14 protein-coding genes and 1 riboswitch are annotated in these 14,307 nt (G+C 61.3%); of the genes, 8 read left to right on the forward strand and 6 right to left on the reverse strand.

The window, feature by feature from the left end; genetic code table 11:
• Window positions 1–29 precede the first annotated feature (29 nt).
• Together FFM81_RS10110 and FFM81_RS10115 are read left to right on the forward strand one after the other, a co-directional pair.
• Entirely contained in the window at window positions 30–1,385 is a 1,356-nt protein-coding gene (locus FFM81_RS10110; protein ID WP_138384248.1) for an LLM class flavin-dependent oxidoreductase, read from the forward strand.
• A complete protein-coding gene (locus FFM81_RS10115) occupies window positions 1,382–1,921 on the forward strand; it encodes a flavin reductase family protein (protein WP_138384249.1) in 540 nt (179 codons plus the stop codon). Before FFM81_RS10110 ends, FFM81_RS10115 begins: the two co-directional genes overlap by 4 nt.
• Here FFM81_RS10115 and FFM81_RS10120 read toward each other — a convergent pair.
• A complete protein-coding gene (locus FFM81_RS10120; RefSeq protein WP_138384250.1) occupies window positions 1,898–3,061 on the reverse strand; it encodes an aminotransferase in 1,164 nt (387 codons plus the stop codon). The two genes, FFM81_RS10115 and FFM81_RS10120, sit on opposite strands and share 24 nt — an antisense overlap.
• A gap of 96 nt (window positions 3,062–3,157) precedes the next feature.
• Between FFM81_RS10120 and speB the strand changes: the two genes are divergently transcribed.
• Window positions 3,158–4,213, forward strand: coding sequence for an agmatinase (gene speB, locus FFM81_RS10125; protein ID WP_003568868.1), 1,056 nt, complete (start codon window positions 3,158–3,160; stop codon window positions 4,211–4,213).
• A 47-nt stretch (window positions 4,214–4,260) separates the two neighbouring features.
• On the opposite strand, the gene FFM81_RS10130 is transcribed toward speB, so the two are convergent.
• The 4 genes from FFM81_RS10130 to gcvT all read right to left on the reverse strand — a co-directional run bounded on the left by FFM81_RS10130 (window position 4,261) and on the right by gcvT (window position 9,843).
• Window positions 4,261–5,301 (reverse strand): glycoside hydrolase family 25 protein, encoded by a 1,041-nt coding sequence (locus FFM81_RS10130; RefSeq protein WP_138384251.1) that lies wholly within the window; start codon window positions 5,299–5,301, stop codon window positions 4,261–4,263.
• A 156-nt stretch (window positions 5,302–5,457) separates the two neighbouring features.
• Entirely contained in the window at window positions 5,458–8,322 is a 2,865-nt protein-coding gene (gene gcvP / locus FFM81_RS10135; RefSeq protein WP_138384252.1) for an aminomethyl-transferring glycine dehydrogenase, read from the reverse strand.
• A complete protein-coding gene (gcvH, locus tag FFM81_RS10140) occupies window positions 8,322–8,684 on the reverse strand; it encodes a glycine cleavage system protein GcvH (RefSeq protein ID WP_003579465.1) in 363 nt (120 codons plus the stop codon). Before gcvH ends, gcvP begins: the two co-directional genes overlap by 1 nt.
• A gap of 22 nt (window positions 8,685–8,706) precedes the next feature.
• Complete coding sequence (gcvT, locus tag FFM81_RS10145; protein WP_128399928.1) at window positions 8,707–9,843, reverse strand: glycine cleavage system aminomethyltransferase GcvT; 1,137 nt, start codon at window positions 9,841–9,843, stop codon at window positions 8,707–8,709.
• A 156-nt stretch (window positions 9,844–9,999) separates the two neighbouring features.
• Window positions 10,000–10,092: riboswitch (glycine riboswitch) on the reverse strand.
• Window positions 10,093–10,250: 158 nt separating this feature from the next.
• Here gcvT and FFM81_RS10150 point away from each other — a divergent pair.
• Both FFM81_RS10150 and FFM81_RS10155 read left to right on the forward strand, forming a co-directional pair.
• Window positions 10,251–10,631, forward strand: coding sequence for a hypothetical protein (locus FFM81_RS10150; RefSeq protein ID WP_138384253.1), 381 nt, complete (start codon window positions 10,251–10,253; stop codon window positions 10,629–10,631).
• A gap of 72 nt (window positions 10,632–10,703) precedes the next feature.
• Window positions 10,704–11,732: a DUF1775 domain-containing protein gene (locus tag FFM81_RS10155; protein ID WP_097532657.1), complete on the forward strand. Its 1,029-nt coding sequence runs from the start codon at window positions 10,704–10,706 to the stop codon at window positions 11,730–11,732.
• Window positions 11,733–11,804: 72 nt separating this feature from the next.
• On the opposite strand, the gene FFM81_RS10160 is transcribed toward FFM81_RS10155, so the two are convergent.
• A complete protein-coding gene (locus FFM81_RS10160; RefSeq protein WP_003568857.1) occupies window positions 11,805–12,071 on the reverse strand; it encodes a hypothetical protein in 267 nt (88 codons plus the stop codon).
• 120 nt (window positions 12,072–12,191) lie between these two features.
• Here FFM81_RS10160 and crcB point away from each other — a divergent pair, with 120 nt between their 5' ends.
• From crcB to FFM81_RS10175, 3 genes are all read left to right on the forward strand, one after another.
• Window positions 12,192–12,569: a fluoride efflux transporter CrcB gene (gene crcB / locus FFM81_RS10165; protein ID WP_003568856.1), complete on the forward strand. Its 378-nt coding sequence runs from the start codon at window positions 12,192–12,194 to the stop codon at window positions 12,567–12,569.
• Window positions 12,570–12,663: 94 nt separating this feature from the next.
• Window positions 12,664–13,656 carry an RluA family pseudouridine synthase gene (locus tag FFM81_RS10170; RefSeq protein WP_003568854.1) on the forward strand — a complete coding sequence of 331 codons (993 nt, stop codon included), beginning with the start codon at window positions 12,664–12,666 and terminating at the stop codon, window positions 13,654–13,656.
• The gene (locus FFM81_RS10175) at window positions 13,653–14,306 is read left to right on the forward strand and encodes an HAD-IA family hydrolase (RefSeq protein WP_003568852.1); all 654 of its coding nucleotides are present in this window, start codon (window positions 13,653–13,655) and stop codon (window positions 14,304–14,306) included. Before FFM81_RS10170 ends, FFM81_RS10175 begins: the two co-directional genes overlap by 4 nt.
• Window position 14,307 lies beyond the last annotated feature (1 nt).

The following is a 14,307-nucleotide window of genomic DNA, read 5'->3' on the forward strand; positions in this document are numbered from 1 at the left end:
ATCGGCAGCATGCATAAGGGGAGAGCTCGATGGCACGAACTGACAAGATGAAACTCGGGACCTTCGTCTACACTTTCGGCTTTCATCCGGCCTCGTGGCTGCATCCGGCCAGCGATGTCGGCGGCGCCAATGACTTCGCCCATCTGCTCGATGTCGCCAAACGATCCGAAGCGGCCAAGTTCGATTTCATGTTCATGGCGGATTCTCCGGCTGCCGCCGTCGGTGATCCGAATGCACTTGCCCGCATTCCGACCAAGATGAATCGCTTCGAACCCCTCTCGCTGCTGTCAGCACTGGCGGTCACGACCAACGATCTCGGTCTCGTTGCGACGGTGTCGACAAGTTATTACGAGCCATACAATGTCGCCCGCCTGTTCGCCTCCATCGACCATTTGAGCAAAGGGCGCGTCTGCTGGAACGTCGTCACCTCCGACCATGATGAAACCGGCTACAACTTCAATCGCGAGGGACTTGATCCGCATGCGCTACGCTATGAGCGCGGCAACGAATTCGTCGATGTCGTCTTCGGCCTTTGGGACAGCTTCGAGGAAGGTGCTCTGCTTCTCGACCGTGAAAACGGTGTGTATTATGACAAGACCAAGCACCACACGCTCAATCACAAAGGCAGGCATTTCAAGGTCCGCGGACCTCTCAACATTGCGCGAACGCCCCAGGGCCGCCCCGTCATCGCCCAAGCGGGTGGTTCGGAACCCGGAATGGATATGGCGGCGCGCACGGCCGAGATCGTCTTCAGCCTGGCGTCGAATATCGAGCGGAACCGGGCCTTCTATGAAAACGTCAAGAGTCGGATGCCGGCTTATGGCCGCGATGCCGACGACCTGAAGATCATGCCTGGCATCGTCCTCAACGTTGGTGAAACGGAAGCCGAGGCAAAGGCGAAGGTCGATTATCTGATCGACAAGATGCATCCCGATGTCGGCCGGTTGATGCTGTCGGAATTCCTGGAAGCCGATCTGCGCGACGTCGCTCTCGATGAGCCTTTCCCGATGGATCGGCTGCCGGCGGCGCCGAAGGGTTCACGCGCCCTGTTCGACGAACTGGTCGATTTCGTCACACGCGGCCATACCGTTGGCGAACTCATCCGACACTATGCCGAGAAGCATACCGGAAATGGCATCACAGGCACGCCGGCCCAGATCGCCGACTTCATGGAGGAATGGTTCCAGACGCGCGCTGCCGATGGCTTTATCCTGATGTTTCCGACCTTGCCCTCCAGCCTCGACGATTTCGTGAGGCTTGTCCTGCCCGAGCTTCGCCGCCGCGGCCTGTTCCGCGAGGAATACGAGGGCAGGACCCTGCGCGAAAACCTCGGTCTCTCAGTGCCGGCAAACCGTTTTACCAAAACGCAGACGCCGGCCCGATGAGTGCCGAGGCTTTGATCAGCGAAGCAGACTTCAAGCTTTCGATGCGTCATCTGGCCGGTGCGGTCAGCGTGATCACGGTCGGCGACGGACAAGACCGCACCGGCTTCACCGCAACCTCGGTCTCTTCATTTTCGGCGGAGGTGCCCTCCGTCATCGTCAGTGTCAACCGCGCATCTTCCTCATGGCCGGTGTTGCGTCGGTACGGCTGTTTCTGTGTGAATGTGCTCGCTGCCGACCAGCAGCAGGTGGCGCAATCCTTTGCAGGTTTCGACGGACGCAAGGGCATCGAACGCTTCGGCAATGCAGAATGGTATCGCCTCAGGACCGGCGCGGCCGTTCTCGAAAACGCCCTTACCGTGCTGGACTGCAAGCTCGAAACGGCATTCCACCATCATTCTCATGCCATTTTGATCGGACATATCTGCGCCATCCAAGTCCGACAGGGTATAGGCCCGCTCATCTATTGGGGCGGTGGCTATCGTGAACTTCCTGTGGAGGTCGATCACCACGTTTTAGCGGAGCCGCTCCGACAATAGTCCTATCGAGGCGACATCCGCATTGGCAAAGGCAAGTCTGAGGTAATGCTCTTGTCCCTCGCCGAAATAGGCCCCGGGCAAACAGACGATGCCCGTTTCCCTGGCGAGTCTTTCGGCGACCTCGGAAGACGATCGGTCGGGGAAGGGGTGCCGGACGAAGGCGAAATAGGCGCCGATCGCGCCTATCTGCCAATCACCCAGGTTGGAAAAGACCTGTTTTAGCGCATCCGCCCGGCGCTCGATTTCCAGCCGGTTGCCGGCCCGCCAATCGGCAAGCGCCGGGATGGCCGATGCAACCGCGATCTGAGCCGAACGCGGGGCGCAAATCTGCATATTGTCCATCACTTTGGCGATCTCGGCGACGAGTTTGGGTCCTGCCGTGATGGCACCCAGCCTGTGGCCGGGGATACAGAAGGATTTCGAAAAACTGTAAAGAAGAACGACCGTGTCCTCCCAACCCGGCTCGGACAGGAGTGAGTGCGGCCGGCCGTAATCCTCGTCAAGGAAATCGCGATAGGTTTCATCAAGGATCAGCCAGGCACCATACTTCCGGCAAAGAACAAAAAGCTCGTGCAGCAGGCTCAGCGGATACACCGCGCCGGTGGGATTGTTAGGTGTGACGACTGCCAGCACCTTGGCGCCGGCCGCAAGTGCTGCCTCGGCCGAACTCGGATCAGGCAGAAAACCGCTGGCCGGATCGCACTCAACCAATCGACGTCCTATCCCCAGCATCGACAGCGTCGTGTCGTGGTTGAAATAGAAGGGATTGGTGAGAGCCACCGTATCACCAGCGCCAGCAAGGGCGATCGCCGCGCACATGAACGCCTGATTGCAGCCGGCGGTGATGTGGATATTGCCTGCGGAAAGGTCGGCGCCGTAAAGCGCGGCGATATGTTCCGCATAGGCCTTGCGCAACAAAGGCTCGCCTTCGATCGGACCGTAGCCGGTCATCGTCTGTTGTCCGGCCGCCTCGCCAAGCAGGCGAAGCATCTCCGGAGAGGCGGGATAGCCGGGCACGGCTTGCGATAGATCGATGAGCGGCCCCTTGCTCCCTCTATATTCGCGGCTCCAGGCGATGACGGAAGGAATGGGCGGGGCAGAGAGGCGGGAAACAAGTAAATTGGGTTTTGCAGCGATCATTTCGATATCTCTTTGATACCGATTGCTACAACGATACCAATTGCCTTCTCAACCCCTTTGTCGGCTGAGACGGAACCGAAGCGGAGACGTAGGCGCATGGTGTGGGACAAAACGCGACTCGAACAGTTGCGCGCAGAATTCGCGGACGCCAATGGCGGTGGGATATTCGATGAGAAGTTTCGGAAAGTGGCGGAGAAGATCATCTCCAAGAACGGCACGAGACTGGCGCCATACGCCGGTGTACCAACATTTCTCAGCGCACCCTATATGCAGGTCGCAGCCGATGAGCCGGACTTCGGCAATCTGCAGGTTGCGATCACCGGGATACCCATGGATCTCGGCGTCACCAACCGCCCAGGCTCCCGTTTCGGACCGAGAGCGCTTCGCGCCATAGAAAGGATCGGTCCCTACAATCACGTTCTCGCCACGGCGCCGGTTTTTGATCTTCGGGTGGCCGACATAGGCGACGTGCCGTTCCAAAGCCGCTACCGGCTCGAACTCAGCCACGACGACATTGAAAAGCGTGTGGGTCAGATCGTCGACGCCGGCGTTGCGCCGCTTTCGGTTGGTGGTGATCACTCCATCAGCCATCCGATCTTGAAGGCCATCGGCCGGCAACAGCCGGTCGGGCTCATCCATATCGATGCCCATTGCGATACAAGCGGCGCATTCGATCAAACCAAGTTTCATCACGGCGGGCCGTTCCGCAATGCTGTGTTGGACGGCGCACTCGATCCGACGAGGACAATCCAGATTGGCATCCGTGGTTCGGCGGAATATTTGTGGGAATTCTCCTATGCGTCGGGAATGACCGTGATCCATGCCGAAGACATTAGCGGTATGGGGATTGCTGCGGTGGTCGCCAAAGCAAAATCCATCGTCGGCGACGGCCCGACCTATCTTTCCTTCGACATAGACAGCCTCGATCCGAGTTTTGCACCCGGTACAGGCACACCCGAGGTCGGAGGATTGACCACACGTGAAGTCCTCGAGCTGATACGCGGGCTGAAAGGGATAAATCTGGTGGGCGGCGACGTCGTCGAGGTTGCCCCGCAATATGACGCAACGACCAACACCGCGCATGCTGCGGCACAGGTACTTTTCGAGATCCTAAGCCTTATGGTGTTCAGCCCATCGATCGGCAAACGCTAGTGCATTTTGCGGTTTTCGGTCGACATCGTGCGAGCCAAACCTCTCTGTCACCGCGCCGCTACCCAGTCGTGCCAATCGCTTTCGTTGCCGTTGAAGACGTTGAGGTCGATCTTGCCGTCGACGCCGTCGGAGAGGCCGGAACCGGAATATTGCCAGAAGAGCCATTTGCGGCCGGGATAGACCTTGGACGGATGAGCGGCGACCGAGCGCAGCCAGAAGGGATAGTCGAGCATCTGGCCCTTCAGATTGTCGCGGTAGAAATCCGGCGCCGTGTAGATGATCGGGCGCTGGCCGTAATAGCGCTCCAGCTTGTCCATGAAAACCTGCATCTTTTCGCGGACGCGGGCGGGGGAAATGCGCCGCTTGCAGCTCGATTCGCCGTTCCATTCGACGTCGATCACGGGCGGAAGGGCGTTTGCTTCCCTCGGCACATTGCGGATGAACCAGTCGGCCTGTTCGCCGGCTGTCCGGCACCAGTAGAAGAAGTGATAGGCGCCGTGTTTCAGACCGGCTTCCTTGGCGCGGCGCCAGTTCTTCTTGAACATCGGATCGAGGTGATCACCGCCGTCGGTCGCCTTGATGTAGACGAAGTTGGCGCCCTGCGACCGCAGCGTCTCCCAGTCGATCTCACCTTGCCAGCGCGACACGTCGACGCCGTGCACGGCAAGCTTTCTCGGCGAAGTTCTGCCGAAATTGATCGGCTTGGCATCTCGGAAGCGGTGGCCGTAAATTCGCGAGCGCGTCGGCGATTTGGTGCTGTTATCGGGATCGGCTTCCGGGTTGGCAGGCATCAGCATCGCCACCGGCCGTTCCGTCGGCATCGGCATGCCGACCGGCCTGTCTGCGGGCACGAGCGCCTGCGGCTCCGGAACCTGCCCTGTCCAGCTCAACGCCTCTTGCGGCGCGCTGGCCTGCGGAGCAGCTTCACCCACGGCAGCAGCCGGGATTGGGCCACTCGGCTTGGTGATGGCATTGGTCGTTTCGGCGGACGGCACTGGGGTGAGCACATCTTCTGCGCCGGAACTGGCGGCGCATCCCGACAGGATCAGGGCGGCGAGGAGGATTGCTGGCACAGCCGATGGACGCATGAGAACCTGCACGCAAAACAAAAGGTCGACGGCTGAAAGAAACCGCCCATTTTCAATTGCTAACAGAGACTTGCTAAGAAAGGTTAAATTTGACCCTTGTGCCTCGTCACGAGCTGAGCCCCTCCCAATTCGTGGAAGGGGCTCGCCGAATGCATTCTACTCCGCAGCCTCCGCATAACTCTCCACCGGCGGGCAGGTGCAGATGAGGTTGCGGTCGCCGTAGACATTGTCGACGCGGTTGACCGGGGACCAGTATTTGTCGACGCGGAAGGCGCCGGGTGGGAAGCAGGCCTGCTCCCGGCTGTAGGGCCGGTTCCATTCGCCGACGAGGTCTTCCACCGTGTGCGGGGCGTTCTTCAGCGGATTGTCGGTCCTGTCCATGCGGCCGTCTTCGATGGCGCGGGCTTCCTCGCGGATCGCCAGCATCGCCTCGCAGAAGCGGTCGAGCTCGGCCTTGGTCTCGCTTTCCGTCGGCTCGATCATCAGTGTGCCAGCCACCGGCCAGCTCATCGTCGGCGCGTGGAAGCCACAGTCGATCAGCCGCTTGGCGACGTCGTCGACGGTGACGCCGGCGCTGTCGACCAGCGGGCGGGTGTCGATGATGCATTCATGGGCGACCCGGCCGGTCTTTGACTTGTAGAGCACGTCATAGGCGCCCTTTAGCCGGGTAGCGATGTAGTTGGCGTTGAGGATCGCCACCTTGGTTGCCTGGGTCAGGCCTTCGCCGCCCATCATCAGGCAGTAGCTCCAGGAGATCGGCAGGATTGAGGCCGAGCCGAAGGCGGCGGCCGAGACCGCGCCGGGGCGTCCGTCGGTTTCGGGATGGCCGGGCAGGTGGGGCGCCAGATGCGCCTTGACGCCGATCGGGCCCATGCCGGGACCGCCGCCGCCATGCGGGATGCAGAAGGTTTTGTGCAGGTTCAGGTGAGAAACGTCGGAGCCGATGTCACCAGGGCGGGACAGGCCGACCATGGCGTTCATGTTGGCGCCATCGAGATAGACCTGGCCGCCATTGGCATGCACCAGTTCGCAAATCTCCTTGACCGTTTCCTCGAAGACGCCATGTGTCGAGGGGTAGGTGATCATGCAGCAGGAGAGATTTGCCGCATGTTCCGCAGTCTTGGCGCGGAAATCGTCGAGATCGATGTCGCCGTTTTCTCGCACCTTGACGACGACGACCTTCATGCCGACCATCTGGGCCGAGGCCGGGTTAGTTCCATGCGCCGAGGTCGGGATCAGGCAGACGTCGCGATGACCCTCGCCGTTGGCGATATGGTAGTTGCGGATCGTCAGCAGGCCGGCATATTCGCCCTGAGCGCCGGAATTCGGCTGCATCGAGAAAGCATCGTAGCCGGTGACGGCGCAGAGCTTTTCGATCAGGTCGTCGATCATTTCGCGATAGCCGAGCGCCTGATCTGCAGGCACGAAGGGGTGGATGTCGGAAAATTCAGGCCAGGTGATCGGCAGCATTTCCGCCGTCGCATTCAGCTTCATCGTGCAGGAGCCGAGCGGGATCATCGAGCGGTCGAGCGCCAGATCGCGGTCGGAGAGCCGGCGGATGTACCGCGTCATCTCGCTTTCGGCGCGGTTCATGTGGAAGATCGGATGGCTGAGGTAATCGCTGGTGCGCAGCATGTCCTTCGGCAGCCGGTAGGACGGTTCGAAATCGGCAATGGTGAAATTGCCGCCGAAGGCGCGCCAGACTGCCTCGAGCGTTGCAGGTCGGGTGCGTTCGTCGAGGCTCATGCCGATCCCGGTTTCGCCGACCTTGCGCAGATTGACGCCTTCGGCGACGGCGGCGCGCAGGATGAGACCCTGCATATGGCCGACATCGACGGTGATCGTGTCGAAGAAACTTTCCGGCTCGACCTTGTAGCCGAGCTTTTCCAGGCCCTTGGCCATCAGCACGGCTTTCTGGTGCACCTGCTGGGCGATCGCCTTGATGCCATCCGGACCGTGGAAGACCGCATACATCGAGGCCATGACGGCGAGCAGCACCTGGGCGGTGCAGATGTTCGAGGTCGCCTTCTCGCGGCGGATATGCTGCTCGCGGGTTTGCAGCGACAGGCGATAGGCGCGGTTGCCGCGAGCATCGACGGAGACGCCGACCAGGCGGCCGGGCATGGAGCGCTTGATGGCGTCTTTCACAGCCATATAGGCCGCATGCGGGCCGCCGTAGCCGACCGGAACGCCGAAGCGCTGCGATGAACCGACGGCGATATCGGCGCCCATTTCGCCTGGTGATTTCAGCAGCGTCAGCGCCAGGATATCGGCGGCGACGACTGATATGGCGCCGGCCTGGTGCAGGCGGGCGATCAGGCCGGTGAAATCACGCACGTGACCGTGCGTGCCGGGATATTGGAAGATCGCACCGAAGACGTCGACGGGATCGAGATCGGTGAAGGGATTGCCAACGATGACGCTCCAGCCAAGCGGCTCGGCGCGGGTGCGGATGAGGGCGATAGTCTGCGGGTGGCAGTCGGCATCGACGAAGAAGGCTTTCGCCTTCGATTTGGAGACGCGCTCAGCCATCGCCATGCCTTCGGCGGCGGCGGTCGCTTCGTCGAGCAGCGAGGCATTGGCGACGTCGAGGCCGGTGAGGTCCGAGATCATAGTCTGGTAGTTCAGCAGGGCTTCCAGGCGGCCCTGGCTGATTTCCGGCTGGTAGGGCGTATAGGCAGTGTACCAGGCCGGATTCTCCAGGATGTTGCGCTGAATGACCGGCGGGGTGATCGTGCCGTAGTAACCCTGGCCGATCAGCGACACCAGCACCTTGTTCTTGTTGGCGGTCTCGCGCAGCTTGTCGAGCGCCTCGCGCTCGGTCATCGGCGCGCCCCAGACGAGCGGTGCCTTCTGGCGGATCGAAGGCGGCAGTGTCGCGTCGATCAGCCCGTCGAGACTGTTATAGCCGATGGCCTTCAGCATGTCGGTCATCTCGGCCGGCGAGGGGCCGATGTGACGGCGATTGGCAAAATCGTAGGGCTGATAGTCGGTGAACTGGAATTCGGTCGGCGTCGTCATTACGCGGTGAGCTCCTTATAAGCCGCCTCGTCGAGCAGGCCGTCGGCGTCCGCGGGATTGGCAAGCTTCAGCTTGAAGAACCAGCCCGACCCTTGAGGATCGGAATTGACCAGCGAGGGATCGGCGACGATGGCCGGATTGACCTCGGTGATCTCGCCGTCGAGCGGACAATAGACATCGGAGGCAGCCTTGACGGATTCAACGGTCGCGGCATTGCCGTTCTTGGAGAAGGTCGCGCCGACTTCCGGCAGTTCGACGAAAACCAGGTCGCCGAGTTGCTCGACAGCATAGGTGGTGATGCCGACCGTCGCAACGCCGCCTTCGATCTGCAGCCATTCATGTTCTTCGGTGAATTTCAGCATTGTTCGTCCTCTCTGGAAATGTTTAGCGTTTGTAGGTCGGTGTAACGAAGGGCAGGGCGCTGACGATGATCGGCAGGTATTTGCCGCGCACCTCGGCGTAGACGAGCGTGCCGGCCGCAGCATGGGAGACCGGCACATAGCCCATGGCGACGGGGCCCTCGACGCTGGGCCCGAAGCCGCCCGAAGTGACTTCGCCGATTTCGGCTTTGCCCTCGGCATCGGCATAGAGCTTGGCATGGCCACGCACCGGCGCCTTGCCTTCCGGCTTCAGGCCGACGCGGCGGCGGGCAGCGCCGTTTTCGAGTTCGGAAAGGATGCGGCCGGAGCCCGGGAAGCCACCGGCGCGTGCGCCACCCGAGCGCCGCGCCTTCTGCATCGCCCATTCCAGCGCCGCTTCGACCGGCGAGGTGGTCGTGTCGATATCGTTGCCGTAGAGGCAAAGGCCGGCTTCGAGGCGCAGCGAGTCGCGTGCGCCGAGGCCGATCGCCTGGACATCGGGATGCTCGAGCAACCGCATGGTGACATCGACGGCCTTGTCCGCCGGGATCGAGATTTCGAAGCCGTCCTCGCCGCTATAGCCTGAGCGCGAGACCAGGCAGGAAACATCGTGCAGGCGGCAGTGGCGCACATCCATGAATTTCATCGCCGCGACGTCGGCCCAGAGCTCGGCGAGCACCTCAACGGCACGCGGACCCTGCAGCGCGATCAGGGCGCGATCGAGAAGGGTGATGTCGCACTGGTCGCCGATATGGGCTTGCAGATGAGCAAGATCGGCCTCCTTGCAGGAGGCGTTGACGACGATGAAAAGGTGGTCGTCGAGATGAGTGATCATCAGGTCGTCGAGAATGCAGCCGCTGTCGTCGGTGAAGAAGCCGTAGCGCTGGCGGCCTTCGGCAAGGCCGAGAATGTCGACCGGCACCAGGCTTTCGAGCGCCAGCGCGGCATCCTCGTAGCTGCCCGATTTCGCCTTCACGATGACCTGGCCCATATGCGAGACATCGAAGATGCCGGCCTCGGTGCGGGTATGAAGATGTTCCTTCATCACGCCGGCCGGATATTGCACCGGCATGTCGTAACCTGCGAACGGCACCATGCGGGCGCCGAGCGAAAGATGCAGGCCATGCAGCGGGGTTTTCTTCAGGGCAGCAGTATCGTCCAAAAGACGCCTCCGGGGTTTGCGCCTTCTCGTGAAGGCGCGGGCTCAAATCTGAAGGCGCGGCTGCGCGCTTCTCTCCTGAGCCCCCTCTGTCCCTTTGCCTGAGATTGTTATCCCTTCGGCGAGCGCTTTAAAAACGCTTCTCTCCAGAGTTCCGTCTGCCCCTTGCTGGTCCTTTTGCCTGAGAGTTTCCGGGGCGGTTGCTCCTTCGGCACCGGTGGCGAAAGCACCGGATTCTCCCAACAAGGTTGGCGCAATTATCCGTTGGCTGGGGCGATTGGCAAGCGCCAAATGTCGTCACCGAGCAAATTTTTGTCGTCTTATTCCAATCATGCCTTAAACTGCCGCAAATCTGCTTTTGCATTCGGGGGCGAAACCGGCTATCGCGGCTTGCTGTTGAAGGGGATCTCATGCGGCGGACCGAATTGAAAGCGACGCTCTTTCTGCGCATGCTTTGCGCCTTGAGCTTGGCTTTGCTCGGCCTTGCCCATCAGGCGCCGCAGACCGTTGTTTCCCAAGGCTACCATGCCGCAGCCTATATGCTGCCGGACGGCGCCTTCGCCTCGCTCTGCGTCACGGTGAAGGACGCCGACGGCAAGACCGTCGCCTTCAAGCCGAATTGCGAAGCCTGCCGATTGTCGGCTTCCGTCATTCTGACGGCGCCGGATGCCGGCTCCTGGCTCGAACGCAAGCTCGGCTCGTTCCTTAATCCGCCGGTCGAAACCTCAGCAGTTGCTGGCGCAAGTGCCGTCGTCCGGCCGAATTCCCGCGCGCCTCCCATCCTCGGCTGATCTGCTCCGCAACCTATGACGCAGCATGCCGGTCCGCCCAACAGAAGTCCGCGGCCGGCGAGGAGATATCCGATGAAAACCATGCAGACATTCGCGCTTGCCGCCCTTTTTTCCGCGACCGCCATTGGCGGCGCCGAGGCGCATGTGACCTTCCTCGACAAGGAGGCCACGCAGGAGAGCACCATTCTCGCCACGCTGCAGCTGCCGCATGGCTGCGACGGCAAGGCGACCACCGAAGTGCGAGTCAAGCTACCGGAAGGTTTCGTCTTCGCCAAGCCGCAGCCGAAGGCTGGCTGGGAACTCGAGGTGGTCAAGGGCGATTACCAGAAGACCTATGACAATCACGGCGACAAGGTGAAGGCAGGCGCAGTCGAGATCCGCTGGAAGAACGGCAATCTCTCCGACGATTTCTACGATACTTTCGTCATCCAGGGGAAGGTATCGGGCATTGAGGCCGGGACCTCGCTCGCCTTTCCGGTGACGCAGATGTGCGGCGATACAGTTCAGGCCTGGGATCAGGTGGCGAAGGAGGGCGGTGATGCGCATGGGATGAAAAGCCCGGCGCCGCTGTTGAAGGTTGTTGCCGGCGAAAGCCATGATCATGAGCACGGGGACATGGCCGGCATGGACATGACCGGTAAAACCGGCATGGACATGACCGGTAAAACCGGCATGGACATGTCCGGTATGGCGGCTGCGGCGCCGGCCGGCGAAACGGTCAAGGCCGGCGATCTCGAAGTCTCCGGCGGGTTCGCCAAGGCGATGCTGCCCGGCCAGCCGGTCGGCGGCGGCTTCTTCACGGTGAAGAACAACGGCAAGACCGACGATCGGCTGCTGTCGGTGACCTCGCCGGTAGCGGGCGAGGTTCAGCTCCATGAGATGGTGACCAAGGACAATGTCATGCGGATGCGCCAGCTGAAGGACGGCATCACCGTTGCCGCCGGCCAGACGGTCAAGCTCGAGCCCGGCAATCTGCATCTGATGTTCCAGAAGGTGAAGACGCCGTTCAAGCAGGGCGATACCGTGCCGGTGACGCTGACCTTCGAAAAGGCCGGCAAGGTCGATCTCGTGCTGCAAGTGCTGTCGGCGCAGGGCAAATAAGCGCGAACCGATCGAAACAGCAAAGCCCGCGACTGTGATCGCAGCCGCGGGCTTCATTCGGAGGCGGTTGCCTTAGACCTCTTCGTAGGATTGCAGTGCCTGCTTGAGGCCGGCTTGCGGCTGGCGGTTGCCTTTGGCCATCAAATCGAGCGCCACCTCAGTCGACTGGATGATGCTGGAGGGCTCTTCGGCCTGATCTGGGCTCTCAGCTTTCAATTGCCGGTCGGCAAGGCGCCGTGCGTCGCGCGCCGCGGTGCTCGTCGCCACACGCTGGGGGATTCTCAGCGATTCGAAGGCGATGGCAGCGGTGTTGGCCGATACGGACAGGAGCTGGGTCATGGCGTCAGCGTACCGGCATGACCTTGGTGCCATCATAACAAAATCATCAGCATTTTACCGATTGGTAAGAATCATGCGAACTCGATGGGAAACGCTCTCAAAACGCGGTAAATCCGGCTCATGATCCAGGCTCTCCTTGTCGCTCTCGGCGGCGCTATCGGTTCCCTTCTCAGATATTATGTCGGCCAGTGGTCGTTGAGGCTGATGGGCCCGGCTTTCCCCTGGGGTACGCTTACCGTCAACGTCGTCGGCTGTTTCGTCATCGGCGTTTTCGCCGAACTGATCGCGCGCAAGTTCAACGCCTCGGTGGAACTGCGCCTGTTGCTGATCACCGGCTTCCTCGGCGGTTTCACCACCTTCTCGGCCTTCTCGCTGGATGCGATCTCGCTGTTCGAGCGCGGCGAGGCCGTCGCGGGCGGTATTTACATCGCTGCCAGCGTCGGACTTTCAATGGCGGCCGTCATAGCGGGCCTTGCCGTCATGCGCGCTTTGGTCTGATTTCTTTTCCGGTTTCCGTTTTGCGTGAAAATGCTCTAAAGGCTGCGGCAAGAACGCCGGCTTGGCCCGCGCTGCAATTTCCGAAAGATTTTTTATGGCTGGCATAGAACATATCAAGGTTGAAGCCGACGAAGCGGGCATGCGGCTCGATCGCTGGTTCAAAGTGCATTTTCCCGGGCTCGGCTTCGGCCCGCTGCAGAAGCTGTTGCGCTCCGGCCAGGTGCGCGTCGACGGCGGACGGGTCAAATCGGATGCGCGCGTGCAGCCCGGCCAGACGGTGCGGGTGCCGCCGCTGGATGTCGACGCCAAGCTGAAATCCGGGCCGATCGCCGGCAAGGATCTCAAGCATTCGTCCGATTTCGAACTGCTGTCGCGGATGGTGCTGCATGAGGACGACAAGGTCATCGTGCTCAACAAGCCGCCGGGTATTGCGGTGCAGGGCGGTTCCGGGGTCTCCCGTCATATCGATCAGATGCTCGAAGCCTGGACCAGCCCGAAGGGCGAAAAGCCGCGGCTCGTTCACCGCCTCGACCGCGATACATCAGGTGTCCTCGTCATCGCCCGCACCCGCGGCGCCGCACAGAAGCTGACCGCCGCCTTCCGCGAGCGCGACACCAAGAAGACCTATTGGGCGCTGGTCAAGGGTGTGCCGCGCAAGCACGAGGATAAGATCTCGACCTGGCTCGTCAAGGAACCGACAGCCGATGGCGATCGCATGCGCATCGCCAAACACGGGGAGGACGGCGCCGACCATGCGATTTCCTTCTACCGCGTGGTTGAGACGGCGGCTCAGAACCTCGCATGGCTGGAGATGGAACCTTATACCGGCCGTACCCACCAGTTGCGCGTCCATGCCCTGCATATCGGCCACCCGATCATCGGCGATCCGAAATATTTCGACGACGATCCGAATTGGGATTTTCCGGGCGGCGTCCAGAAGAAGCTGCATCTGCACGCGCGCCACATCGACATCCCGCATCCCTCCGGTGGCCGTCTGCGCGTCAGCGCGCCGCTGCCATCGCATATGGTGCAGACCTGGAACCTTCTCGGTCTCGACCTTGCCGGCGCCGAAAGGGACAGCGAATGAAACTTGCCCTGTTCGATTGCGACGGCACGCTGGTCGACAGCGCCGGCCTGATCCACGAAACCATGCGCCGCACCTTCGAGACGTTCGGTAAGCCGGAACCGCGATTTGAGGATACCAAGGCGATCATCGGCCTGTCGCTCGATATCGCGATCGCCCGCATGCAGGGCAGGCCGCATGTCGAGCCGCAAGATATAGACATGACGGCGCATTACAAATCGCTGTTCTCGGTCGTCCGTCAGGATCTCGACTACCGGGAGCCGCTGTTTCCCGGCATTCGCGAGATGATCGATGCGATCAGCGGACGCGAGGATCTGCTGATCGGTGCGGTGACCGGCAAATCCAGGCGCGGGCTGAACCTCGTGATGGAGACGCACGGCTTCGACCGATATTTCACCGTTGCGCGCACCGCCGACGATTGCCCTTCCAAGCCGCATCCGGCCATGGTGACGGAATGCTGCGAGGAAACCGGCATGAATGCCACCGAAACCATTGTCATCGGCGATGCGATTTACGATATGCAGATGGCAAAGGCTGCCGGCGCCAAGGCGATCGGCGTTGCCTGGGGCTATGCCAGCGTGGATGAGCTGATCGCCAACGGCGCCGATGCGATCGCCTATCATCCGAACGAGATATTGCGCCATTTTTCCTGAG

It is taken from the genome of Rhizobium hidalgonense (assembly GCF_005862185.2).
Taxonomy (GTDB): domain Bacteria; phylum Pseudomonadota; class Alphaproteobacteria; order Rhizobiales; family Rhizobiaceae; genus Rhizobium; species Rhizobium hidalgonense.

What these genes read in the sequence shown, in the direction of transcription:
- FFM81_RS10120 (WP_138384250.1), bottom strand. Translation starts at nt 3,061, where the DNA reads ATGATCGCTGCAAAACCCAATTTACTTGTTTCCCGCCTCTCTGCCCCG.
- FFM81_RS10150 (WP_138384253.1), top strand. Translation starts at nt 10,251, where the DNA reads ATGCGGCGGACCGAATTGAAAGCGACGCTCTTTCTGCGCATGCTTTGC.
- FFM81_RS10155 (WP_097532657.1), top strand. Translation starts at nt 10,704, where the DNA reads ATGAAAACCATGCAGACATTCGCGCTTGCCGCCCTTTTTTCCGCGACC.
- gcvP (WP_138384252.1), bottom strand. Translation starts at nt 8,322, where the DNA reads ATGACGACGCCGACCGAATTCCAGTTCACCGACTATCAGCCCTACGAT.
- FFM81_RS10160 (WP_003568857.1), bottom strand. Translation starts at nt 12,071, where the DNA reads ATGACCCAGCTCCTGTCCGTATCGGCCAACACCGCTGCCATCGCCTTC.
- FFM81_RS10110 (WP_138384248.1), top strand. Translation starts at nt 30, where the DNA reads ATGGCACGAACTGACAAGATGAAACTCGGGACCTTCGTCTACACTTTC.
- FFM81_RS10115 (WP_138384249.1), top strand. Translation starts at nt 1,382, where the DNA reads ATGAGTGCCGAGGCTTTGATCAGCGAAGCAGACTTCAAGCTTTCGATG.
- gcvH (WP_003579465.1), bottom strand. Translation starts at nt 8,684, where the DNA reads ATGCTGAAATTCACCGAAGAACATGAATGGCTGCAGATCGAAGGCGGC.
- crcB (WP_003568856.1), top strand. Translation starts at nt 12,192, where the DNA reads ATGATCCAGGCTCTCCTTGTCGCTCTCGGCGGCGCTATCGGTTCCCTT.
- FFM81_RS10175 (WP_003568852.1), top strand. Translation starts at nt 13,653, where the DNA reads ATGAAACTTGCCCTGTTCGATTGCGACGGCACGCTGGTCGACAGCGCC.
- FFM81_RS10170 (WP_003568854.1), top strand. Translation starts at nt 12,664, where the DNA reads ATGGCTGGCATAGAACATATCAAGGTTGAAGCCGACGAAGCGGGCATG.
- FFM81_RS10130 (WP_138384251.1), bottom strand. Translation starts at nt 5,301, where the DNA reads ATGCGTCCATCGGCTGTGCCAGCAATCCTCCTCGCCGCCCTGATCCTG.
- speB (WP_003568868.1), top strand. Translation starts at nt 3,158, where the DNA reads ATGGTGTGGGACAAAACGCGACTCGAACAGTTGCGCGCAGAATTCGCG.